The 24,145-nt window shown below is 63.1% G+C and carries 20 protein-coding genes; 2 read left to right on the top strand and 18 right to left on the bottom strand.

Translation table 11 applies throughout. The annotated features are described in order from the left end of the window. The 13 genes from pgaB to CAF74_RS10140 form a co-directional block, all read right to left on the bottom strand. Positions 1 to 1,998, bottom strand: a complete 1,998-nt coding sequence (gene pgaB / locus CAF74_RS10200; RefSeq protein ID WP_085746286.1) for a poly-beta-1,6-N-acetyl-D-glucosamine N-deacetylase PgaB — start codon at positions 1,996 to 1,998, stop codon at positions 1 to 3. 12 nt (positions 1,999 to 2,010) lie between these two features. Then, positions 2,011 to 4,491, bottom strand: coding sequence for a poly-beta-1,6 N-acetyl-D-glucosamine export porin PgaA (gene pgaA / locus CAF74_RS10195; RefSeq protein WP_085746285.1), 2,481 nt, complete (start codon positions 4,489 to 4,491; stop codon positions 2,011 to 2,013). 259 nt (positions 4,492 to 4,750) lie between these two features. Next, a complete protein-coding gene (locus CAF74_RS10190) occupies positions 4,751 to 6,256 on the bottom strand; it encodes a YdgA family protein (RefSeq protein ID WP_085746284.1) in 1,506 nt (501 codons plus the stop codon). 199 nt (positions 6,257 to 6,455) lie between these two features. Further along, positions 6,456 to 7,091, bottom strand: coding sequence for an NADH:ubiquinone oxidoreductase subunit N (locus CAF74_RS10185; RefSeq protein WP_085746283.1), 636 nt, complete (start codon positions 7,089 to 7,091; stop codon positions 6,456 to 6,458). Between the two features lie 93 nt (positions 7,092 to 7,184). After that, a complete protein-coding gene (locus tag CAF74_RS10180; protein ID WP_085746282.1) occupies positions 7,185 to 8,627 on the bottom strand; it encodes an efflux transporter outer membrane subunit in 1,443 nt (480 codons plus the stop codon). Continuing rightward, complete coding sequence (locus CAF74_RS10175; protein ID WP_085746281.1) at positions 8,624 to 9,511, bottom strand: HlyD family secretion protein; 888 nt, start codon at positions 9,509 to 9,511, stop codon at positions 8,624 to 8,626. The genes CAF74_RS10180 and CAF74_RS10175 overlap by 4 nt, the downstream gene beginning before the upstream one ends. Then, entirely contained in the window at positions 9,508 to 9,717 is a 210-nt protein-coding gene (locus tag CAF74_RS10170) for a DUF1656 domain-containing protein (RefSeq protein WP_007957657.1), read from the bottom strand. The genes CAF74_RS10175 and CAF74_RS10170 overlap by 4 nt, the downstream gene beginning before the upstream one ends. Beyond that, entirely contained in the window at positions 9,714 to 11,777 is a 2,064-nt protein-coding gene (locus CAF74_RS10165; RefSeq protein ID WP_085746280.1) for an FUSC family protein, read from the bottom strand. Before CAF74_RS10165 ends, CAF74_RS10170 begins: the two co-directional genes overlap by 4 nt. Beyond that, positions 11,774 to 12,202 (bottom strand): MarR family winged helix-turn-helix transcriptional regulator, encoded by a 429-nt coding sequence (locus CAF74_RS10160; protein WP_011331882.1) that lies wholly within the window; start codon positions 12,200 to 12,202, stop codon positions 11,774 to 11,776. The genes CAF74_RS10165 and CAF74_RS10160 overlap by 4 nt, the downstream gene beginning before the upstream one ends. A gap of 124 nt (positions 12,203 to 12,326) precedes the next feature. Beyond that, positions 12,327 to 12,608, bottom strand: coding sequence for a type II toxin-antitoxin system RelE/ParE family toxin (locus CAF74_RS10155; RefSeq protein WP_039773012.1), 282 nt, complete (start codon positions 12,606 to 12,608; stop codon positions 12,327 to 12,329). Next, on the bottom strand, positions 12,598 to 12,843 hold the full coding sequence (locus CAF74_RS10150; protein ID WP_039773014.1) for a type II toxin-antitoxin system Phd/YefM family antitoxin: 246 nt from the start codon (positions 12,841 to 12,843) through the stop codon (positions 12,598 to 12,600). The genes CAF74_RS10155 and CAF74_RS10150 overlap by 11 nt, the downstream gene beginning before the upstream one ends. Before the next feature lie 95 nt (positions 12,844 to 12,938). After that, positions 12,939 to 13,181 (bottom strand): DUF2789 domain-containing protein, encoded by a 243-nt coding sequence (locus tag CAF74_RS10145; protein ID WP_039773016.1) that lies wholly within the window; start codon positions 13,179 to 13,181, stop codon positions 12,939 to 12,941. A 126-nt stretch (positions 13,182 to 13,307) separates the two neighbouring features. Then, a complete protein-coding gene (locus tag CAF74_RS10140) occupies positions 13,308 to 13,769 on the bottom strand; it encodes an aminoacyl-tRNA deacylase (RefSeq protein WP_007957669.1) in 462 nt (153 codons plus the stop codon). Positions 13,770 to 13,965: 196 nt separating this feature from the next. Here CAF74_RS10140 and CAF74_RS10135 point away from each other — a divergent pair, with 196 nt between their 5' ends. Together CAF74_RS10135 and CAF74_RS10130 are read left to right on the top strand one after the other, a co-directional pair. Next, complete coding sequence (locus tag CAF74_RS10135; protein ID WP_085746279.1) at positions 13,966 to 14,493, top strand: NfeD family protein; 528 nt, start codon at positions 13,966 to 13,968, stop codon at positions 14,491 to 14,493. A 2-nt stretch (positions 14,494 to 14,495) separates the two neighbouring features. Beyond that, entirely contained in the window at positions 14,496 to 15,254 is a 759-nt protein-coding gene (locus CAF74_RS10130; RefSeq protein ID WP_007957673.1) for a slipin family protein, read from the top strand. Here the strand turns inward: CAF74_RS10130 and CAF74_RS10125 are convergent. From CAF74_RS10125 to CAF74_RS10105, 5 genes are all read right to left on the bottom strand, one after another. Further along, positions 15,220 to 16,194, bottom strand: a complete 975-nt coding sequence (locus CAF74_RS10125; RefSeq protein ID WP_085746278.1) for a sulfotransferase family protein — start codon at positions 16,192 to 16,194, stop codon at positions 15,220 to 15,222. The genes CAF74_RS10130 and CAF74_RS10125 overlap by 35 nt on opposite strands. Beyond that, a complete protein-coding gene (locus CAF74_RS10120; protein ID WP_085746277.1) occupies positions 16,182 to 16,967 on the bottom strand; it encodes an aspartyl/asparaginyl beta-hydroxylase domain-containing protein in 786 nt (261 codons plus the stop codon). The genes CAF74_RS10125 and CAF74_RS10120 overlap by 13 nt, the downstream gene beginning before the upstream one ends. Next, positions 16,964 to 17,569, bottom strand: coding sequence for an adenylyl-sulfate kinase (gene cysC, locus CAF74_RS10115; protein WP_041475101.1), 606 nt, complete (start codon positions 17,567 to 17,569; stop codon positions 16,964 to 16,966). Before cysC ends, CAF74_RS10120 begins: the two co-directional genes overlap by 4 nt. Beyond that, positions 17,553 to 19,067 carry a TolC family protein gene (locus CAF74_RS10110; protein WP_085746276.1) on the bottom strand — a complete coding sequence of 505 codons (1,515 nt, stop codon included), beginning with the start codon at positions 19,065 to 19,067 and terminating at the stop codon, positions 17,553 to 17,555. Before CAF74_RS10110 ends, cysC begins: the two co-directional genes overlap by 17 nt. A 48-nt stretch (positions 19,068 to 19,115) precedes the next feature. Then, positions 19,116 to 24,145, bottom strand: a 5,030-nt coding sequence (locus CAF74_RS10105) for an S-layer family protein (RefSeq protein ID WP_085746275.1), incomplete at its 5' end; no start/stop codon positions are given.

Raw genomic sequence — 24,145 nt, 5'->3', positions numbered from 1 at the left:
TCATGGGTTCCATTTGTTGGAGAGTGCAGGCCGCACGGTTTTCAGGTCCGGCAGGTTCTCGAGAAAGTTGTCCGGGTAGTAGCCGAAACTGGTGGCGCCCTGACGCTTGAGGCGGCTCATCCAGTCGGCCAGTTGTGCGCCGTCGATGTCGGCCTGGTCTTTTTTCGTCCAGTCCCGGGCCTGCAGTTCGAACACCGTGCGATCCAGCGCACCGGGGCGCTGTTTGATCTTCGCCACCAGCGCTTCGAGCCACGGGCCGGATTGCGCCTGGGTCTGTTTTTCCATGAGCGGCATGGCCATCGGCGCCGTCCAGTCGTAAGTCCCGAGGAAGTCGTCGAGGTTCTGCGCGAACCACGCTTCGCTGTGCGGATTGAGCACCGGCTCGGCGAAGATGTTGCGTGCGGTGAGCACTTGCGGGCCACGAATCGCGCGCACCTTGGCGGTCAGTTCGTTGGTGAAGTCGATCAGGTAGCGGCTCTTGAAGCGCGTCCAGCGCTGCATCGCCGCCGGATCGTCACGCAGAGCGGCGATCGAGCCCGGCAGGCCGTTGGCGGCATAGGCCTTCAGCGCCTGAGGGCCGGCGTCTTCGAAGTCCGAGAGCACTGCGTCGTCGTGGTAGAGAATGCCGTCGACCGAAGTCAGGCGCGCCACGTCTTCGTAGATCTCGCCAATGATCCGCCGTACCTCGGGATCGAACGGCGACAGGCGCTTGTATTGATCCGGATCGACAGCGCTCGTACCCGTCTTCGGATCCCAGCGCGTTACCCGTGGCAGCTTCGAATCCAGTTCGAAACTCAGCACCGGCATCCAGGCGAAAACCTTCACATGAGCCCGGGTGCGCAATTGCCAGGCGACGCGGTCGAACAGGTCGGCGCGCATCGGCAGATGACGGTTCGGGAAGTACAGCGAATGCACCAGGCCATCGCCCTTCGGATCGGCGAAGGCTTGCAGGAACACGGTGTTGGCGCCCATGTCGGCCATGCGCTGGATCAGTTTGCCGAGGTTGATTTCCTGCTGCGCCGGATCCGGGTCGTAGACGTTGTCCAGATCCACATGCACGACGCGCATGGTGAAATCCGATTGCACGCCGACCACGCTGTTGGCGAAGTGCTCGCCATCAGGGTCGGAAGCCACCAGGAAACGCGGCCCGCTCATCAGGTTGTCGAGGGCATCGAGACCGTCATCGAGGGTCAGGGCCATTTCGTAGCCTTCCTCACTCACCACGGTCAGCGACGTGCCGTCCGCCGTCCCGTAAGGCCAGACCCAGACGCGCGGTTTCTTCCCGGTGTTCTTGCGGATCTTCTCCGAGATCGCCTGCACGTCGGCGCGGATCCGCGCCTGGAAATCGGCTTCGGATTCGTAGCGTTTGCTCACTGGATCGTAGCGTCGGGTCGCGGCCGCCGGCTGCAGGTTGCCTTGCGGGTTGGCGAGGATGCCTTTGTGGCTGGCGTCGGTGTGAGCGGCGATTTCCACCAGGCCCGATTGCGAGATTTCCCGCACCTGAGCCCAGGTCAGGAAGTCCGAGCGCGGACGCGGCGTGCCAGCGAAGTCCACCGGTTGGTTCAGCGGCGTATCTATCCAGGTGCCGACCGGCGCCAGCAGCGCATGCCAGTTGTAGGCGCGCAACACCGGCAGTACGCGGGTGTAGAAGCTTGAGTAACCGTCGTCGAAGCTGAGCAGGATCGCCTTGGGCGGCAGTTCCGGCCCGCCTTTGCGCGCGGCCATGATCTGGTCGACCGTCACCGGTTTGTAGTTGTTCTCCCGCAACCAGGCGAGCTGTTCGAGCAGGCGCTCGGTGCGCACCGCCACCACTGCCTGATCGGGATCACGGTCTTCGACGTCGTGGTAGGCAATGCCCAGCACGTGGTTTTTCGGCCAGGGCTTTTCATTGGCTGCCAGCGGTCGCTCGGACGGCGGCACGAAGGCCGGGGCTTGCTGGGCGCAGGCGCTGACCAGCAGCACTCCCAGCAGAAGGATGAAACGCGAAATCAAAGGCATCTTCAAACTCTTCTAGAAGCGGAAAGTGAGGTCGACGAGCAGACGCAGATCGGTTTCCCGGTCACCGTCGTAGGGCCGGTTGATCACGCTGAACAAACCGCCCACCTCGAACACGTCGTTCCAGGCGTAGCGCTGGCCGTAACCGAGCAATGCCATGCCGCCGGTGCCGTGATCACGCTGGCTGTAAGTCCCCGCGCCGGCCTGGAATTGCTGGCTCCATACCGTTTCGTAGCGGTGGTACAGCACGTGATTGACGTTCAGCAGCGGCATGACGCTGAAGTCCGACTTCGGGTTGAAGTACGGCACGTCATCGGACTTGGAGTTGTGGCTGGTGCCCACTTCCAGGCCCGCGTCGACTTGCAGGTTCGGCGCGCTGTAGACGCCCTCTTTTCCGGTCAGCAAGGCTTCGACGCGATTGTTGCCGTCGCTGAAGTGCGACGGGCTGACCGCCAGCCGCCACTCGCGGCTCTCGTTGGCGCGCCAGCGGATGAAACCGCTGCCGCCGTTGGCCTTGATGTCGCTGTTGAGAGCCCGCAGCGGGGTCTCGGCCGACAGGTATTCGAGGCTGCCGCCGTATTGCCAGTGATCGTCGATGTCGCGGGCAATCGCCAGACGCGCGCCCTGCTTGTCACCGAAACCATAGGAATGATTCGACACCTCGGCTTCAAGGGTCATGTCGCGGGTGCGACGCTCCAGACCGACACGCTGGAAGCGGTGGTGGCCGGTGCCTTCGGCAAAATCGCCGGTGGCGTATCCGGCCCCGGCGAACACCCGCCAGTCTTCATCGATCGGCGGGCTGTAAAGGGTAGTCTGGATGCCGAAATCCCGGCTGCCGGTGACCGCGCCTGCATCGCCACCGCTGCCTCCGTTGGCCTTGCCGCCATAGGCTTCGACGCGCAGCTCGGACATGTCGTGCACTTCGCGTTCACGGGCCAGACGCTGGACCTGACGGTTGTCAGGAAAGCGCGCCACCACGTCATCGGTCAGCGCATCCATCTGCCGCCATTCCTGCAAGTCCATGGCGGTGCGGGCCTGCGCGACTTCGAGGCCCATGTCGCGCGGCGCGATGCTCTCGGTTTCCTTGAGCTGGTTTTCCGCGCGGCGCGGCCAGTTACGGGCCAGGTACAGATCGGCCTGGGCCAGGCGCAGGCCGATGTTGCCCGGCGCCTGATCCACCAGGGTCTGCAAACGTTCTTCGCCGTGGGGCAGGTCGGAACCGTAAGTTCCGGCCTGCGCCGCCAGTTGCTGGGCGTCCATCCATTCGTCGTTGGGGTTGCCGATCGGCAGGCCCTTGAGTTCGACGCGCGGCTTCTGCGCCCTGGCCTGATCTTCAGCGACTTTGCGCGCCTCTTCGGCGCGGTCGCTTTCCAGCAGCGCGTAATACAGCGCCGTGGTGTCTTCGAGTCGGTCGCCGACATCGGCGTCCGGCGCTGCCAGCACCTGACGGTAAAGATCGGTGGCGATTTCCGGCTGGCGCTGATCCAGATAGGACGCCGCCACCCAGCGCAGGGCGTAGGTCGGGATCTTCACGCCTTCGGCTTGCAGCTTCTGGTATTCGCTGATGACTTCGGCGGTGCGCGCCCGGGCCTTGAGCGCGCCCATGCGGTCGATGCGCCAGCGGGTCACGTCGTCGTGGGCAGTGGCGTCCGGAGTCCAGGTGGCGAGCAACTGGTCGTAGTCGGCCAGGGCGCGATCAGCGATCACGTAGCGTTCTTTTTCGCTGCGGGTGGCCAGTTCGGCGAGTCGCACGCGTTCCGCAGCCAGATCGCCTTCAAGACGGCGCAAGGTGACGGGATCGATCAGCCCTGGACGCTGTTTGGCCAGCCGCAGTGCCGGCTCCGGCAGACGCGCCTTTTGCAGGGCGACCACGTATTCGCGAGCGACCTCGGGTTTGTTGCCGGCGCGAACGAAAGCCTGGTCGTATTCGAACAGCGCGTCGTACGGCTTGCCGGCGCGATTCAGGGCGTAGCCCAGCGCCAGTCGGCGGGAAGGATCATCGGGTTTGGCGGCGACCAGCGAACGGGCGCGGATCACGCCTTCGTCAGGCTTGCCGGAATCGGCCTGGGTCAGCGCCAGACCGAGTTGCAGGTCGGCGTTGTCCGGCTCCAGCGTCAGGGCCTTGTTGTAGACCTCGATCGCCTGATCCCAGCGTTTGAGGTTGCGGTAGGCCCGGGCGGTGGCGGTCAGCGCCTGAACCGGCAGTGCCCGGCCACGACCCTGAGTCTCGTAGACCTGCACCACTTCGGCGTCGAGCCCGGCCCAACCGGCAATTTGCAGGTGATCGCTGACCTGGCCGGTGGTGGCCTGGGCCGGCGGTACCTGACGCAAAACGGTCAGCGCGGGCGTGTAATGCCCGGCCCGGGCGTCGAGCACCATTTGATCGTAGGCCATGTCGGCGAACGCGAACGCCGGCCAGAGCAACTGGCTGCACAGCGCGACTCGAAACAAAGGGCGTAAACCACGATGTAATACAGGAACATCAATACGCGGCATTCGTCAGCATCCTTACATGGCCAGCCGGGTAGCAACGCCCCCCCTTGCCCATTTCGTAACGGAGGCCAAGCAAAAAACGCTCAGCCAAGCTTATCCAAGCAGTCTTGCACGCAAGCGTAGATCAATATTCAGAACACAATAATTGTTCAGATTCGTGACGATGACTGGCCCCGGCTAACCGTTAACCCGGATGCCAGACAGCAAAACGCCCGGCGTCTGCGGGTGCAGAGGCCGGGCGTTTCGGTGACGCGCGAGGCGTTTACTGAGGCTGTTCGATACTGCCGAACTTGCTCATCAGGAAGCCCACGAACTGCTCGACGGTCATCTTCTGGCCGTTGAATTCAACCTGATTGGCGGCGTAATGCAGCTTGGTGACAACGTTGGTGCCATCCAGTGTCGCCAACTGCGAACCAACGGCCATGCCGGCGAACATGTCGGCGCCAGCGCTGGCCTGGTCGACGATGGTCTTGGCATCGGTCTGGCCATCGATTTGCGCCTGGACGCTGAGCAGATCGACCAGCATCGGCTTGGACACCAACACATTGATGTCCAGCAGCGCGATCAACTGTTTGCCCAGTTGATCCGGTGGCAGGTCCATCGACGCAGGCTTGGTCAGATCAAGCACCAGATTCGCCCGGCTTTCGCCGTTGGCGGTTTTCAGCGACAGGTCTTCCAGTGCCAACTGCGGCCCGGCTGCCAGCAGTTTCTGCAGGTCGGCCTTGACCTGGGTCGACTCGGCCTCGGTCAGGTTCAGCTCCGGTGCCGGCAGGCCGGCGGCGGTGGCTTCGGCAGCGGCTTTTTCGTATGGCTGCAGCTTGGTCTGGTAGATCTGCATCAGCGACATGGCCGACGGGATGTCGAGGTTTTTCAGGCTCATGGCCAGGTTGGCCGAACCGATCTTCTTGTCGTTGAGGGTTACTTCAGCAACCTTGTAGTCGGCACGGCCGGAGGCGTTGCTGCCGTTCTCTTCAGTGCGGTTCTTCATCTCGAAGTTCTTCACGCCCAGTACCGACTGTTTGGCGCCGAAGGTGGTCTTGCTGCTGGTCAGCTCCAGGGTGTTCTCGCCGGTGTAGTAGCCGTAGGTGCTCTTGGCGAGGTTGCTGGCCAGGGTCAGGCCGTTGAGTTCGATCTGCACCGGGGTCTGGTCTTCGGCGACCGTGGTCAGGCGCAGGCTGTCCATGTAGCCGTCGGCCTTGACCTTCTGGGCCTGGGCGCTGGCGGAAATGTCCATGTTCAGGCCGGAAAACTTCAGGTTCGACTTGTCATCCAGCGCAGTTTCCAGTGGCAGCAGTTCGAGGTTACCGGTGGTGGACTGGTCGTAACCGATGTTGACCACACCTTTGAGCGGCGCCGCGCCCTTGGTGGCGGCAAACCATTTTTCGGTGATCGGGGTCTTTTCCAGCTCGTAGTGACTGGTGGCCATGACCGGCAGCCATTTCAGCGACACCAGACGCGAGAACGGCAACGGGCCGTGTTCGATGTGATCGACGAACAGCAGCTCGACCGGCGCCTCGCCGAACATTTCACCCTCGCCCTTGAGGCGATAGTGCGCGGTGCTGCTGAAGGTGTTGCGCTCAAGCGATACCAGCTCCAGCGATGCACTGCCGTTGGAGCCGGCCATGGCGGTCTGCAACTCGCTGTTGGCGTTGGCGACGGCATTGTTCAGCACGCCTTCGATTTTGGTGCCCGTGTACCAGGCCCCGCCTACGCTGATGGCGCCAATGGCCACAACAATTCCGAGAAGCACGCCTGCTGATTTATTCATGAATGACCTGATCGATTTCCGTGGCTGAAAGTGTGGTCGTCTTCCCTGAACCCGTGACCGGGCCGTGGCGCGACTCCGCTGAATTTAGCGGTGGAGATTAGCACTGGCAGTGCGACGCGGCCCAATGTTTAAAGGTTTAAGAATGTCCACGAGACATGGACAAACAAAAAGATCGCCGGGTTCGGCGATCTTTTAATGATCAGGAATATTGCACCTCGATCTCATCGAGCTGATGGTCGAAGCTTTTCAGCCGTGCGGTCCAGGTGTACACCAGCACTTCGAAATCCCGGTCGATCACCGTCCCGCCCGGCCCGTCGCTGCGCGGGTCGCAGAAGTCCAGTTGATAACGCTCGCGGGCCATGGCGGTTGCGACGTCCGACAGTTCGCGGGCGTTGTTGAGCCAGTGCCAGCCGTCGCCGGCGACTTGTCGGTCGAGGGCCAGACATTGTTTTTTCAAGGCTTCGAGGCTTTTTTCCAGCGGCGTGCCGGTGAGCTCGCCCATGACTTCGGCGAAGGTACGCCCCGGCTGCCAGTAGCCGCCCCAGAAGTAGCGGTCGAATACGGTTTCGACTTTGCGCAGCGCGACCTTGGTGTCCCAGATCAGCAGCAATGTCTTGCTTTGCTCGAGCTGGCGTTTCTTGAGTCGCTGGGTCTGCACCAGCGCCGACGCCACGACCACGATCGCCATGACCGCGATCAGCGCCACGGTGCTGTCGAGGAAGACCATTGCCTTGTCGATCTGGTGGGCCAGCATGATGCCGTAGAAATAGGTGGCCGACAGCAGCACCAGGGCTACCAGGGCGCACCAGAAGCCGAGAGCGTAAGGGTTTTTCATTATTGGTTTCCCCTAGACCTGCGCTAGCGATGTGCACTGAAAAGGCGCCTGGTTCGGGGCGCCCTTTCAATACTTCAAAGCATAGCAACGGCCTCAGGGTTTGCTGGCGCTCGAGGCTTGCGTTCGTCCGCTTTCCCAACCGCCACCCAGGGCAAGGAATAAATCGATCTGGCTCATGGCAACCTGGGTGTTGGCGGCGGCCAGTTGCGCAGTGACGTCGGTGTAGGTGCGGGTGGCCTGCAGGTCGGCGAGGAATGACTCGCGGCCGGCCTGGAAGAAGCGGTGCGTCTGGTCGGCCGCCAGCTTCGCCGACTGCTCGGCATCGGCCAGCGCATCGCGGCGTTGCAGCAGCGCGGAGTACTGGGACAGGCCGGTCTGGGTTTCGCGGATGGCGTTGAGCACCACGCCGTCGAAATGCGCCAGCGCGCCCTGGGTCGTGGCTTCGGCTTCGCGGATTCGGGCCCGGGCGCCGTTGGTCGGCACGCTCCAGCTCAGCGACGGGCCGAAGCCCCAGCGGTTGGTGGACGGTTTGCCAAGGTTGTCCAGAATGCCGACAGTACCGATCGTCGCGCCGAAGCTGATGTCCGGGTACAGCTCGCCGGTGGCGATACCGATACCAGCCGTCGCAGCCGCCAGACGCCGCTCGGCCTGACGGATGTCCGGCCGACGCTTGAGCAGCGCAGCGCCATCGCCCACCGGCACCAACTGGGCGATTTTCGGCAGTTCGGCGCAGGTCGCGGTGCCGGCCGGCAATTGATCGACAGGCTTGGCCAGCAGCATCGACAGACGGAACAACCCGGCCTGCCGCGCCGCCTCATAGCGCGGCATGTCGGCGCGCAGGGATTTGAATTGGGTCTGCGAACGGGTGACCTGGGTTTCGTCGCCGCGCCCGGCATCGCGCAGACGCTGGATCAGGGTGGTGCTCTGGGATTGCAGGTCGAGGGAATGCTGGGCGATTTCCCGCTCCTCGTTCGCCGCGCAGACCTGGGTGTAGGCCCGCACCACGTCGGCGACCAGAGTGATGCGCGCGGTATCGGCAGCGGCCTGGGTCGCGTCGGCGTTGGCCTTCGCCGCTTCAATCCCGCGTTGCAGGGTGCCCCACAGGTCGAACTGGTAGGACGCGCTGATGCCGATATCGCCGATGTTGGCCACCGGCACTTTCTCCGGCAGCAGGAATGCCTCGCCGGATTCCTGCAAGCGTTGCGCGCCCATCTTCACGCCGCCGCTCCAGCCACCGGCCGCCTCGGCTTCATCGACCTGCGCACGGGCCCGCGACAGGTTCGCCGCTGCCACCCGCAGATCGGTGTTGGACGCCATGGCCTGCTGCACCAGTTGATCCAGACGCGGATCCTGATACAGCCGCCACCAGTCCGCCGGCACCGGGGCCGACACCACCGGTTTGCCGGCCACCGCCAGGTCGCCCTGGAAATCCTTGCGCTGGATCGCCGCGTCTTCGGGCACGTGATAATCCGGCCCGACCATCGAGCAGGCCGACAGCATCATGCCCAGTCCGGCGATCATCAGAGCCCTGTTCATTGCGTGGGCTCCTGCGGTTGATCGTCGATGATCGACACGGTGGCGGTACGCCCGGCGATCATGCGGAAGTCATCCGGCACATCGTCGAAGGCAATGCGCACCGGAATCCGCTGCGCCAGTCGCACCCAGCTGAACGCCGGATTGACGTTGGGCAGCAGGTTGCTGCCGCTCGAACGGTCACGGTCTTCGATACCGGCGACGATGCTTTCGACGTGCCCGCGCAGGCGAGCGCGGTCGCCGATCACGCGGATATCCACCGACTGCCCGATGTGGATGCCGTCGAGTTTGGTCTCTTCGAAATAGCCATCGATGTGAAACGAATTGCTGTCGACCACCGACAACACCGGACGCCCGGCGGTGACGAACTCCTGCGAACGCGGCGCACGGTCGTTGACGTAGCCGTCCACCGGACTGCGGATCACCGAGCGGTCGAGGTTGAGCTGAGCGCTGTCCACCGCCACCAGCGCTTCGGCCAGGGCCGATTGCGCTCGGGCCACTTTCGACAGGCTTTCTTCCAGCTGTTCGGCTGGCACCAGATTGCCCAGACCACGGTTACGCTTGGCTTCACGCTGCGCCTGAGCCAGGGTTTCTTCGCGATCGGCTACCGCGGCCTTAGCCTGGCGCAGCGCCAGTTTGAAACGGTCCTGGTCGATGCTGAACAGCACCTGGCCGCGCTTCACCAACTGGTTGTCCTTCACTTCGACCTGCTGGATCAGCCCGGACACGTCCGGGGCGATCTGCACGATGTCGGCGCGAATGTGGCCGTCGCGGGTCCAGGGCGCAAACATGTAATACATCACCATGCGCCAGACCACGACGACGGCGAAAGTCACGATCAGCAGCGTCAGGACGACGCGACCGAGGGTCAGAAACGGTTTTTTCATGTCATCAGGTATCGACTGAGTGAATCCACGCCGTACAGCATCACGGCGTAGAGAGCCACGTTGAACAATGCCCGGTGCCAGACCAGACGGTAGAAATGCAGGCGTGTGAGCACGCCGTGTACCAACACAAACAGCACATAAGTGATGCCCATCAACACCAGCAGGGTCGGCAGGAAAATGCCGCTGATGTCCAGATCACCGATCATAGGGGCGCTCCTTCGGGCAGCGGTTCTTCGGGCTCTGCGTTGGAAACGAATTCCACGCCGGGCAACAGCGCCAGGCGCAAACCGCTCAAGGCGTGCAACAGGTTGAGCCGGGTTTCTTCATCGCCGTGGCCGTTGAGCGCGCGGCGGGTGCGATCCATGGTCATCAGCAAGGCACTGGGCGCCGGCAGGCGTTCGCCGGCCTTGAGGCAGGCCCGGAAATACTCGCCCACCTCTGCCACCACTTGCTTGAGCAACGCGTTGGGCGCGCCCGTCACTCGCGGTGTGTAGGCGAGCAGGTCGAGCAGGTTCAGCCCCACGCGCACTTCGCGCATGGCGATGCCGGTGTCCTGGCCAGTCAGCGCCAGACGCGGCAGGTGCTGCATCAGGCGGTCGAGCAGTTGCACGCCAAGCTGTCGGTGTTCAGCGAGGTTGGCCGGTTCGGTCATGCTGACGATATCTTTCCAGCTGAAACGGGTCAGGCGCTTGGCCGCCAGTTCGGCGCCGAACGGCCGGGCGATCAGCGTCCAGATAAACGCAAACAACAACCCGATCGGGCCCGCCAGGTTGGAATTGACGAAGGCAAAGAAGTCCGCGTCGTAAGCACCGGAAATGCTGATGAACGACGAAGTGTTGACCAGCGTCAGCAGCATGCCGAGGTAGAAGCGTGGCTGCACCGTCAGGGTGCCGACACAGATGAACGGCACCGCGAACGCCAGCACCAGCATCGGAAAGTCATGCAGGTTCGGCAGCACCAGAAACAGGTACAGACTGGCAAACAGCACCGACATCCCGGTCCAGAAAAAGAACCGGTAGATCTGCGGCGCCGGGTCGTCCATCGAGGCGAAGAAGCTGCACGAGACCGCCGCCAGAATCACCGCGCTGCCACCGTCGGTCCAGCCCAGCAGGATCCACAACACCGAGGCAACGATGATCGCCAGAATGGTCGAGGCCACCGAATACAGCATCAGCCCGCGGTCGATGAATGGCGTCAGGCGACCGAGGCGCCAGTGACGATACACCGCGCGCCAGCTGTCCTGGCGCTCGCACAGGATTGCGTCCTGCAGACTGCGGCAGTCCTGCCACAGATCGATGAATTCGCCGAGGCGATACAGCGCGTTGGAAAACAGCAACTGTTTGCGATCTTCCAGGGCTTCGGCGCTCGGTTGCAGCGCTTCGAGCTGATCCCGCAGCGCTTGCCAGCGTTCCAGATCGGCGTCTTTGTGGCCGAGCCATTCGCGGGTCGCAGTGAGCAGCGGGGCGAATTTTTCCACCAGCTCGGGCGTGCGCCGTTCGAGGGCATACAGCGAATCTTCAAGGGCATCGATCACCGGCAGCAGATGGATCATCCGCCCGCGCAGTTCCTTGGTGTTGCGCACCGTCTGCGGCCGCGCACCCTCGTGCGGCAACTGGCCGATCATCAACTCCAGGCTGTTGAAACTGCCGACCATCGCCATGCGCAGGGCTGCGACCTCTTCGGGCTGCACGTCGCGGTTGAGGAATTTAAGGCTGTAGGTCGTGGCGTCGGCGAACCATTTGCCCACGGCGTCGTTGAACACCGGCGCCAGGCGTCGTGGCCAGAACATCGCGCCGACCACCGCCGCCACGGCGATGCCGAGAAAGATCTCTTCAGTCCGCGACTCGGCCACGTCCCACACCGCCAGCGGGTTATCCACCACCGGCAGGGCGATCAGCGGCAAGGTGTAGCCGGCCAGCATCAGCGCGTAGTTGTTGGCGGTGCGCAGGTGCAGGGACAGGAACAGCAAAATCCCCGTCCACAAGGCGATGACCACCACCAGCACATACGGGCTCTGGACGAACATCGGCACGAACAGCACCGCCGCCGCCGCACCGAGAAACGTGCCGATCGCCCGATACAGCGCCTTGGAACTGGTCGGGCCGAGGAACGGGCTGGAAACGATGTACACCGTGGCCATCGCCCAGTAAGGGCGCGGCATCTGCATGAGCAGGGCGATGTACAGCGCAGTCATCGAGGCCGCGAACGTGCGGACCCCATAGAACCAGTCCCGCGCCGGGGGCATGCCGGAAAAGAACCCGTTCACGGATTGATCACCGTTGGCGGAGTGGCCGCCTCAAAAGCTCTCAGTACTCGAAGCGTAGCCTCCAGATCGCGCTGGTCGATGCCTTCGAGCACTTCATGACGCAGACGCACCAGTTGCGCCTCCACCGCTTGCACCAGCTCACGGCCGGTGTCGGTCAGGCTCAGGCATTTGGCGCGACGGTCCTGGGCATCTTCGGTGCGGCAGACAAACCCGGCGTGACACAACTGATCGAGCAGGCGTACCAGCGACGGCGACTCCATCCCCGCCGCCTGCGCCACCTGCACCTGGCGCACACCCTCGCCCAGCCGCCCGATCATCAACAACGGGACGGCGCAGGCTTCGGAGATTCCATAATTGACCAGCGTGGTCTGGCAGATCTTCCGCCAATGCCTGGCGGCCACCACCATGGCACTGCTGATGTTCATCTGGAGAGCGTCGAGGTTATTCGGCACGAGGGAATGCACACACTGTTAGTTTGCTAACTATCAATATCGCATTGGTGGGGAAATTCAGTCAAGTTTTGAAACAAATTGGGTTGCGTGCTTCAACTCAACGTCTTTTCGCGTTTTCGTAGACGTCGCTTCGCTCGCGCTTACCCACGGCGACTACCGAGACAACCACCCGCTCTTCGATCACTTGGTAAACCAGTCGATAACCGGACGCTTTGAGTTTGATCTTGTAGCAATCAGGCATGCCGTGGAGCGAGTCAGCCGGAATACGCGGACGCTCAAGACGCTCAGCCAGCTTCTTTTTAAATTGATCACGCAGCGTATGACCCAGTTTGTTCCACTCTTTGTGAGCGGAAGGCAGAAATTCGAGCTTATAGGTCATCCAGGCTTACCGGTATGGGAGTCTCGTGACTGCGAGAACGAACGATTTCTGCCAACTCGAGATCATCGAGCCGCTCCATCATGGCTTCGTAAACGTCAGCCGGCACCATGTAGCCCATGACCCGGTTGTGATTCAGGACAGCGACTGCTCCTCCGTGCGCGCCGTTTAGCACTGCGGAGGGGTTTTTTTTCAGTTCAGAAACACTGACAGCCATATCGGCCAGAACACTTTGCATAATAAAAGACCTCAATTGAGGTCGTAATTCTGGTCTAAGGAAGCATTACTGGCAACCGGATGAGTCGATTCAGCTTACGAACGGCAAGCTGATAATTACCCCCGCCCCTTCCTCAACATCACATCCAACTGATCCACCACCTCCGCCCAATCCGCATCATCGAGAATCTCGTCGCGCAGGAAATCCGCCTGGCTTTTGCTCCAGAAAAACGCGTCGCACAGGTGCAGTTCCGGTTTGAGCGGGGAATGGGTGGCGATGAACTGGTCGATGCTGACCGGGTCGTTGTCCAGGCCGAGTTGCTTGAACAGGGATGGGAGGCTGTGCGTCGGGTTTTCCATTGTTCTGGTCCTTTGAAGATTCAGTGGATGCAAGAATTTCGCGAGCAGGCTCGCTCCCACAGGCTCAGCGCAGGACCTGTGGGAGCGAGCCTGCTCGCGATTAGCGTCGTCAAAAACGCCGCAAACCTACTGACTCAACTCCCGCACCTGCGCATGCGGCACCATTTTCAGGAACTCGGGCATGCTCATGTGCAGCAGGTTGTTGTGGTTGCCGGCTTCCAGGTAGATGTCTTTCTGCCGGGTCAGCAGCGGGTCGATGACCATGTCCAGGCCGTAGGAATCGCCCAGTGGCGGTACGGCACCGCGTTCGCAGTCGTCGAAAATGTGCGCCAGATTGCTTTCGCGGGTGATTTGCCATTCGCCGCTGCTGCGCACCTTGCTCAAGTCCAGGTGGCGGCTGGCGGGCAGCACCGCCATCAGGTAGTGCCCGTGACGGTCGTCCAGGATCACCGATTTGGCCACCCGCTCTGCGGCAATCCCGGAGACCCGCGCCGTTTCCAGGCTGCTGGACGAGTGCGGGTGGGTGACGATGTCATATTCGCATTGCGCCCGGTTGAGGCTGCTCTGCACTTTCTTGGCCATACGCATGATGCACCTCGGTGCCCGCCGACGCTGCGCGGCGGACGGTAATGAAACGCTGTGGCTGTCCTTGAAAGTCTAGTCCGGCGGGCCGCGAACACCGGGAAATCCGCCCACTGGCGGGGCGGGCAAACTGGTTAAAAATCATCCAGCCGCAGCCTCAACTAGACTGTAAGAACAAGTCCTGACTCTCGCGGAGGGTCACGTGAACATCCGTTGCTGTGCGCTTGCCCTGTTGCTGCTGAGTGGATCGGTGGTTGCGGCGGACGGTCCGTTTACCGCCGTCAGTCCGGTCGGCCTGTGGCTGATTACCTTGGGCATCACATTTCTGATCGCCGAAGCCGCGCTGCCCAACTACGGGCTGATCGGCCTCGGCGGTATCGTCATGTTCGTGATCGGCGCGCTGATCCTGAGCAACGCCGAACTGCCGGTGCCGATGATGATCGGCCTCGGGTTGGTGAGCGCCCTGTTGCTGATCGCATTGCTGATCCGCGCCCTGAAAACCCGACCGCGCCAACCGGTCAGCGGCGATGCCGGCCTGCTCGGCAGTGTCACGGCGGTGACGGTGGTGCAACCGGAAGACAGCCGCAACGGCTGGGTGCAATTACAAGGAGAACGCTGGCAGGTGCTGAGCGCCACGCCGCTGCACACCGGGCAACCGGTGCGCGTGGTCGGGCGCAAGGGTCTGTTGCTGCAAGTGGCCGCGACTGACGCGGCACCGCTCGGAGAGTGATCATGGGTCTGCAAATCGGTTTTGTCGCGCTGCTGCTGTTGCTGATCGCCCTGGCCGGTTCGACGTTCCGCATCCTGCGCGAATACGAACGCGGCGTGGTGTTCCAGCTCGGACGCTTCTGGCAGGTCAAGGGGCCGGGGCTGATCCTTTTGATTCCGGTGGTGCAGCAAATGGTTCGGGTCGACCTGCGCACCATCGTCCTCGACGTGCCGCCACAGGACGTGATCACCCGCGACAACGTGTCGGTGAAGGTCAACGCGGTGCTGTACTTCCGCGTGCTCGACCCACAGAAAGCGATCATCCAGGTCGAGGATTTCCTCATGGCCACCAGCCAACTGGCCCAGACCACCCTGCGTGCGGTGCTCGGCAAACATGAGCTGGACGAACTGCTGGCCGAACGCGAACGCCTGAACATCGACATCCAGCAAGTGCTCGACGCCCAGACCGACGCCTGGGGGATCAAGGTCGCCAACGTCGAAATCAAGCACGTCGACCTCAACGAATCGATGGTGCGCGCCATCGCCAAACAGGCCGAAGCCGAACGGGAACGGCGAGCCAAGGTGATCCACGCCGAAGGCGAATTGCAGGCCTCGGAAAAACTCATGCAGGCCGCCGAAATGCTCGGCCGCCAGCCCGGCGCCATGCAGCTGCGCTATATGCAGACCTTGAGTTCGATTGCCGGCGACAAGAGCTCGACCATCGTGTTTCCGTTGCCGATCGAACTGCTCAAGGGGATGGCGGATCTGTCGGCGAAATCGTGAGTGCGCGCAAGCGTTCCAGCGCGGCATAGGACGCACGGGCGCAATCTTCGATCCGTGCCTGCAACAGCGCCGATGCTTCGCGCCGCTTGTGTTCGCCATCGACGACAAAGGGTTGTGACGGCTGCTTCGCGTGCTGCGCCGTCGCCGCCATCGCCTGTTCACACTGCGCGGCACTCAGCTTGAAAAACCGCGCCAGCCGCCCGCTCATCGCGTCGGGCAATTCGCTGTAATTGACCGCCAGCCCGGCAGAGTCACGACAATGCACGCACCCGGCCTCCAGCAGACGCCCCAGGCGCCGGGCGATGAAGTCCTCACGCCCCTCGAAGGGCAAATCATCGTCCAGCACACAATCGCCGAGCGCGCCCGGCACCATGTGCAGGCCGGGGCGGCGCAGGTGCGAGACGGCGATTTCCAGCGGATCGCGATAGACAAACAGCCAAGGCGTATCGGGAAAGCATTCCTGCAGCAACGGCCATTCGCCGATGTTCCAGGCGTCGAGCTTGATCACCAGCCGCTGCTCCGTACCGCACCGACGCTGACCGTACGCCGAAAGCAATCCGGCGATGGCCGCGCGGCGTTCTTCGTCCGGCAGATCGCTACGCAGCAAGGCATCGAGGGGCGGCGGCTCCGAGACCACGATGTGATCGTCGAGCCGGGCAAGCATCTGGCTGATCAGCGTCGAGCCGCAACGAGAGGCGTGCAGGATGAAGGCACTCGGCGGCAGACCCGGACTGAGCGCCTGCCAATCCATGAGCGCCGACAAGGGCGTTTGCCGGCGGAACGCCTGATTGAACGGCAGGCGCAACGCGTCTTCGACGGCTTCACGAAAGAACGGCTGATGCAGCGATGTGTCGCCAAACCAGCACCAGTCGACCTGCCATTGCCCGACGGTTTTCCAGATGCGGATCGGTAACCAGCCGTCGAAATTCACAGACGCCATTGTTCGTTCCATGACCGACGACCATTGCGCATCGCCGCCAGCAGTTCCTCACGGGAAAAATGCAGGCCTCGTTCAGCGGCCAACGCCAGCGTCTGGACGGTGAATGATTCGGGGTCGTGCAATGCCTGCAACGTTGCGGACAGCAACGGATCCGTGACCAGCAACCGTTGAAATCGCTGCAGCGCCGTCTCCGCGCCATCAGGCAGCGGAGTGCTCGGCAAACCGTCAACAATCATCTGCTCCAGCCAGGGCGCGGGGCGGCAATCGAGCACCAGATGAACCCGAACCGTGCTGTCGCGATTGTCGACCCGATGCGGTCGGGCGAGATCGAGAAACCAGCATTCTCCCTTCGCCATCGGCATCCGCTGGCCGTCGAGCCAGAAGTCCACGGCAGGCGGACTGAGCAGCGGAATGTGCAGGCGCAAATCGGCGTCCACGCCCTCAAGGTCGTAGTCGCGATGTTCATGAATCTGCCCGCCCGGGCCCAGTCGCAACAACCGAGCACTGACGATTTCCAGCGGCAGATCCCGCAGGGCCTGCTGCCAGCGACCATCATTCAGCCAAGTGGCGCGTCGTACGGGTTCGGCACTGCCGGGGGACAGTTCGGTCAGCGCATCAGCGGCGGAAATCAGCGCCACGCCGCTCCAGTCGCCGGCGAAATAAGCGGTGTTGAAATGACCGCGCCAGGCAGCGTCTTCAATCGCCGCCAGCGCCTGCAACAGCAACGGCAGATCCACCGTCACTGGCAACCGTGAGAACGCCGGCCGGCTCATGCCTTGGGCAACACCGCGGATTCGCCGAGCCAGGTCAGCAACCGGTCGAGACAGGCTTCGACCGTCAGCGTGCCGGTGTCGAGCACCAGCGAAGCCTGGGCCGGTGCCTCGTAAGGCGCCGACACGCCGGTGAACCCGGCCAGCTCGCCACGCCGGGCCCGGGCGTAATGCCCTTTCGGATCGCGCTGCTCGCACACCGCCAGCGCGGCGCTGCACCAGACCTCGCGATAGTCCTCGCCCAAACGACGGGCAAACACCTCGCGCAGTTCCGCCAACGGCGCGATCATCGCCAGAATCACGATCTGCCCGTTCTCCACCAGCAACGCCGCCAGCTCACTGGCGCGGCGGATGTTTTCCAGGCGGTCGGCATCGGTAAAACCCAGGTCACGGTTGAGCCCGACGCGCAGGCCATCGCCATCGAGCACCACACTTTGCAGACCACGACTGAACAACTCGGCATGCAACGCCTGGGCAAGGGTCGATTTGCCCGCCGCCGGCAAACCGGTCAGCAGCATCGCCGTGCCGCGATGGCCGTTGCGGGCCTCGCGTTGGGCACGGCTGATGCTGGCAGTCGGCGCCAATACGTCACTGCGCGGCGGCATGGGCCACCGGCAGCGAAATATCCCCCGAGGCCCACGCGGCTTCGCGGTTGGCCAGGGCGGTGGCGATCGACTGGACTTCGGTCGACTGCACCTGATCCGGCAGCGGATCGAGGCCGGCGCTGGCGAAGATCTGGCCATAGGCATTGCGCAGATCGGCGTAAGACAGGTCACGCCGCAAGTCGGCCTGCAAGGTGTTGAGCTCGCCCTGAATCAGGTCCAGCTCACCAATGCCGTCGGCCTGACGACGGTTACGCAACTGACCGATAATTTGCCCGTCGATGTCCGACAGTTGCTGGTTGGTCTTGAACTGGCGCAGCGCCTCCTGATAGTTGGCATTGGCCACGTAGAGCTGCGCCAACACCGCAATCGACATCGCCTGACGGCGTGCAGCAGCGACTTCTTCACCGGCCTTCGCCACATCGATAGCCGCCGGGGCAGAGATCACGTTGAACAGGTTCCAGGTGACTTTGACGCCGTAGTCGGCCCAGCCCTGTTCGACCAGGAACGAGTTGCTGTCGTAGTGCCCGCCGGCGGAGAACTCCAGGCCCGGCAGCAGACGCAGCATGGCCTTGCGGGTTTCGGCGGCGCTGATCCGGGTCTGGTAGTCCTGCTCGCGCAGTTCCGGGCGGCTGGTAAGGGCTTCCTGTTCGAGCTTGCTCAGATCGACCTTGAGTTCCGGGATCCGGTAACCGTCATCGGTGGCCAAGGTCAGGTTGGTGCCCAGCGGCAGGTTGATCAGGGTCGCCAGTTCGGTTTTCGCCAGCGACAGCGCGCGGCGTTGTTCTTCCAGTTGCCGGGTCGCCTCGATCAGCGAACGCTGGTAACCGAGCGACTGCACCGGATCGCCGATGCGCTGTTCACTCATGCTTTCGCTGTTGCGGCGGGCGGTGTCGACTCGCGCCATCAGGCTGTCGATCTGCTTGAGCAGGCGTTCGGCAGCCATCGCCCGCCAATAGGCCGAGCGCACGTCCTGAACGATGGTGTTGATCACCTTGCGCCGGCGCTCCTGAACGATCAGGCGCTGGTCGCCCTGCTGCTTGGCGCTGATGTAGCTGACACCGAAATCGAGGACGTTCCAGACCATGGTCAGGTCGGCGACGTCGCGGTCGCGGTCCTGAGAGGTCGACGGTTCCAGAGACTGAGTGCCGGTACGCACACTCTGGCTGCTGGAGGCGCTGACGTTGTTACGCCCGACGTAACCGGCGTCCAGCGCCATGCGCGGCAGCATGTCGAAACTGGCGAGGTCGAGCTGCCGCTTGGCCAGCGCTTCCTCCATGATTTTCAAGCGGCCTTCGAGGTTGTATTTCACCGCGCGGGCCATGGCCTGGTGCAGGGTCAGCGGACCGCTCAGCGGTTCCTGGCCCTTGTACATGCTCTGCAGGTCAGCTCTGGCCCGTTGCTCGCTGACGCTGCGTTCGATCGGTTCACTGGTCACTGCACATCCGCTGATCGCCAGCGCCAGCAGGCTGGCGCCGAACAACTTCTGACTTTTCTTCATCCCTGGATCGCCCCTAGGTCCCGCACATATGTGAGTTGTTGTGTGTTGTCAGGCCGGCATTTCGCTGATGCCGACCTGTTGCAGTGCGGCGGCCAGGTTGTCGACCCGGTGCTGCTCGCTGTCCTTGATCTGTTGCAGTTGCTGGCCAAGGGTCGGCGCGCCGAACACACCGCGCAGGCCCTGGGAAATATCGCCGCCCTTGATCGACTGGCTGCCGAAGGCATTCAGCGAATCACGCTCGGCGCTGCTGTCCTGATTGAACAGGCTCGACAGCGTGCTGCTGCCGAACACCCCGCCATCGCCACCGCCAAACCCGAGGAAGCCATGACCGGAGCCGTCACCGCCGTTGTCACTGCTGGTGAACACCTGGGCAATGAAGCTCGGGCTCAGCGCACCGCGATTAATGAAAATATCCCCCAGTGGGCGGATGCCGTTGCCGATCACCCGTTGCTCGAACAACGGCGCGAAAGTCAGCGGTGAACCGAGGTCGCCAGTGGGCGCGGTGAAGACGATCGGCTGCAGCGGAACGTTCGGCGGTGGCGGCGGCGCGACCGGATCGCTGCTGCGGAACTCCGGATCCGGTGTCACCACGATCAACGGAGTAGTCGGTGTCACAGGAGGCACAGGCACCGTGTTGATCACGTAATTGCCGGAACTGCTGACGCTGCTGCCGCTGTTGCCCGACAGGTCGCTGACCCCGGCGGTGTTGATGCTGATCGCATTGCTGGCGCTGTTGACGTTGGCGTTCGGCGTCAGGGTCGCGGTCCAGGTCTTGCCACCGTCGCTGCTGCTCAGGTTGGACAGAGTGCCGTTGGCTACGCTGAGGTCCGACAGGTCGAAACCGCTCACCGCTTCGTTGAAGGTGATGGTCACCTGCGAAGTCTGACCGACGCCCAGGTTCGGATTGGCGATCACCACCGTCGCGGTCGGCCGTTCGCTGTCGAGGGCGTAGTTGTTCGACACCGCCACCGTGCTGCCGGCGTTGCCCGCAAGGTCGGTGACGTTGCTGGTGTCCAGCGCGATGAAGTTGCTCGGGTCGGTGACATTCGCGGTCGGCGTGAAAGTCGCGGTCCAGGTCTTGCCGCCGTCACTGCTGGTCAGGTTGCTGAGGTCACCGTTGGTCACGCTCAGGTCGGACAGGTCGAAATTGCTCACCGCCTCGCTGAAGGTGAAGGTCACCGTGGTGCTCTGGCCGATGCCCAGATTCGGATTGGCGACCACGATGTTCACCGTCGGCCGGGTCGCGTCGAGGATGTAGTTGTTGGAGATGGCGATGCTCGCCCCGAGGTTGCCGGCCAGGTCCTGGACGCCGCCGGTGTCGATCAGGATCAGGTTGGTCGGATCGTTGACGTTGGCTGTCGGCGTGAAGGTTGCGGTCCAGGTCACGCCGCCGTCGCTGCTGCTCAGGTTTGACAACGAACCGTTGGCGACGCTGATGTCCCCCAGATCGAACCCGATCACCGCTTCGTTGAAGGTGAAGGTCACGGTGGTGGTTTCACCGATACCGAGGCGGTTATCGGCAACCACAATGGTGGCGGTTGGCCGCGCGGTGTCGATGGCGAAGTTGTTGGAATCGGTGGTGCCGATACCGCTGTTGCCTGAGACGCTGGTCACTCCGGCATTGTTCAGGCTGATCAGGTTGGTGGCGTCAGTGACATTGGCAGTCGGGGTGAACGTCGCAGTCCAGGTGATGCCGCCGTCACTGCTGCTGACGTTGCTCAGCGTGCCATTGGCGATGGTCAGGTCACTGTTGTCGAACCCACTGACCGCTTCGCTGAAAGTGATGGTCACCAGCGAGGTTTCCCCGGCCTTGAGCGCAGGGTCGGCTACCACGATGGTGGCAGTCGGCACCTGGGTCTGCACTTGGTAATTGGCCGAGTTGGTGGTGCCAGTGCCGGTGTTGCCGGCCAGGTCGGTGATACCGGTGTTGTTCAGGACAATCAGGTTGGTCAGGTCGCTGACACCGATGTTCGGCGTGAAGGTGGCCGTCCAGGTGAGGCCCCCGTCGCTCGACGAGACATTGCTCAGCGTGCCGTTGGCGACGCTCAGGTCAGAGTTGTCGAAACCGGTCACCGCCTCGCTGAAGGTGATGGTCACCAGCGCGGTTTCGCCGGGACGCAGGTCAATGTCGCTCATGACGATGGTCGCCGTCGGACGCTGACTGTCGACCGCATAGTTGTTGGAATCGGTGGTGCCGCTGCCGGCGTTGCCTGCCAGGTCGGTGATGCCGGTGTTATCCAGGGTGATCAGGTTGGTGGTATCGGTGATGCCCGCCGCCGGCGTGAACGTCGCCGTCCAGGTGATGCCGCCGTCGCTGCTGCTGACCGCGCTCAGCGTACCGTTGGCGATCGTCAGGTCGGCGTTGGTGAAACCGGTCACGGCTTCGCTGAAGGTGATGGTCACCAGGCTGGTCTGGCCGACGCCGAGCGCCGTGTCGGCGACCACGATGGTGGCGGTCGGACGCACCGTGTCGATTGAATAGTTGTTCGAATCGGTGGTGCCGCTGCCGGCATTGCCCGACAGGTTCTGCACGCCAGTGTTGTCCAGCGTGATCAGGTTGGTGGCGTCGGTGATGCTGGTGGTCGGCGTGAACGTGGCCGTCCAGGTAATGCCGCCGTCGCTGCTGCTGACCGCGCTGAGCGTGCCGTTGGCGATGGTCAGGTCGGCGTTGGTGAAACCGGTCACGGCCTCACTGAAGGTGATGGTCACCAGCGAGGTTTCGCCGATTTTCAGGCTGGAGTCCGCCACGACAATGGTCGCGGTCGGCACCACGGTGTCGATGGTGTAGTTATTGGAGTTGGTCGTGCCGCTGCCGGTGTTGCCCGAAAGGTCGGCGATGCCGGTATTGGCCAGGGTGATCAGGTTGGTCGCGTCATTGACGCCCACGTTCGGCGTGAACGTCGCAGTCCAGGTGATGCCGCCGTCACTGCTGCTCACGGCGGTCAGCGTACCGTTGGCAATCGTCAGGTCGGCGTTGGTGAAACCGCTGACCGCTTCGCTGAAGGTGATGGTCACCAGCGAGGTTTCGCCGGCAGTGAGGTTGCTGTCGGCGACCACGATGGTCGCGGTTGGCCGCACCGTATCGATCGCATAATTGTTCGAATCGGTGGTGCCGCTACCGGCGTTGCCCGCCAGGTCGACGATGCCGGTGTTGTCCAGGGTGATCAGGTTGGTGGTATCGGTGATGCTGGCGCTCGGGGTGAACGTCGCCGTCCAGGTGATGCCGCCGTCGCTGCTGCTGACTGCGCTCAAGGTGCCGTTGGCAATCGTCAGATCGGCATTGGTGAAACCGCTGACCGCTTCACTGAAGGTGATGGTCACCAGCGAGGTTTCACCGATCCGCAGGTTGTTGTCGGCCACCACGATGGTCGCGGTCGGGCGCACGGTATCGATGGCGTAGTTGTTGGAGTCGATGGTGCCGCTGCCGGCGTTGCCGTTCAGATCAGCGATGCCGGTGTTGTTCAGCGTGATCAGGTTGGTCGCGTCGGTGATGCTGGCGGTCGGCGTGAATGTCGCCGTCCAGGTAATGCCGCCGTCGCTGCTGCTCACGGCAGTCAGCGTGCCGTTGGCAATGGTCAGGTCGGCGTTGGTGAAACCGGTGATCGCTTCGCTGAAGGTGATGGTTACCAGCGAGGTTTCGCCGATTTTCAGCGCGGTGTCTGCGACCACAATGGTCGCGGTCGGACGCGCGGTGTCGATCGCGTAATTGTTGGAATTGGTGGTGCCACTGCCGGCGTTGCCGGCGAGATCGACAACCCCGGTGTTATCCAGGGTGACCAGGTTGGTGGTGTCGGTAATGTTGGTGGTCGGCGTCAGCATGGCGGTCCAGGTGATGCCGCCGTCACTGCTGCTCAAACCGCTCAGGGTCCCGTTGGCCACGGTCAGGTCGGCGGTGGTGAAGCCGCTGACCGCTTCGCTGAAGGTGATGGTCACCAGCGAGGTTTCACCGGCCGCCAGATTGGTGTCGGCCACCACAATGGTTGCCGTCGGCCGCACGGTATCGATCGCATAATTGACCGAATCGGTGGTGCCGGTGCCGGCGTTACCGGCAAGGTCGGCGATACCGGTGTTGTCCAGGGTAATCAGGTTGGTGGTATCGCTGATGCTGGCGCTCGGGGTGAACGTTCCGGTCCAGGTGATGCCGCCGTCGCTGCTGCTTACTGCGCTCAACGTGCCGTTGGCGATAGACAGATCGGCGTTGGTGAAACCGGTCACCGCTTCACTGAAGGTGAAAGTCACCAGCGACGTATCGCCGATCTTCAACGCCGTATCGGACATCACGATGGTCACGGTCGGCCGCGCGGTGTCGATGGCGTAGTTGACGGAGTTGGTCGTGCCGACACCCGCCACGCCGTCGTTGATCGCGGTCACCCCGGTGTTGTCGAGGGTGATCAGGTTGGTGCTGTCGGTAATGTTGTTGGTCGGCGTGAAGGTCGCCGTCCAGGTCAGGCCGCCGTCGCTGCTGCTCACTGATGTCAGCGTGCCGTTGGCAATCGTCAGGTCGGCGTTGGTGAACCCGGTCACCGCCCGGCTGAAGGTGATGGTCACCAGCGAGGTTTCGCCGATTTTCAGGGCCGTGTCGGCCATCACGATAGTCGCGGTCGGCGGCTCCACGTAGGCGGTGTTGAGCGTGCCGCCGTTGTTGTAGATCGCCGAGACAGCGGCCGGTGAAGTACCGTTTGTGCCACCACCCGATGCCGTACCACCGGCACCGCTGCCTGCGGCGTTGCCGCTGATGGCGGCGAAGTTGGCCGCCGTGATAAGCACCGCGCCGCCCTGGTTCCAGATGGCGCCGACGCCGCGCCCGGCGATGCCGCCGTTGGAAGCATTGCTGCCCAGTCCGCCGCCACCACCACCGCCGCCCCCCGCACCGAGGTTGTTGCTGATGACCGAGGTGCCGACGATTTTCAGGGTGCCGGTCGAAGCATTGTAAATGCCACCGGCGGCATTGCCGCCGGCGCCGCCGACCTTGTCCCAGCCTGCGCCGCCACCGCCGCCGCCAATGGAAATCGTGCCGTTGGTGGCCGTGCCGCCATTGCCGCCGTTGCTGTAGTAGGACACCCCCAGCCCGCCGGCAC

This window comes from Pseudomonas sp. R45(2017) (assembly GCF_002112305.1).
Taxonomy (GTDB): Bacteria; Pseudomonadota; Gammaproteobacteria; order Pseudomonadales; family Pseudomonadaceae; genus Aquipseudomonas; species Aquipseudomonas paraglycinae.
The sequence above is the reverse complement of the archived record's forward strand: the minus strand, read 5'-3'. Positions and strand labels throughout refer to the sequence as shown.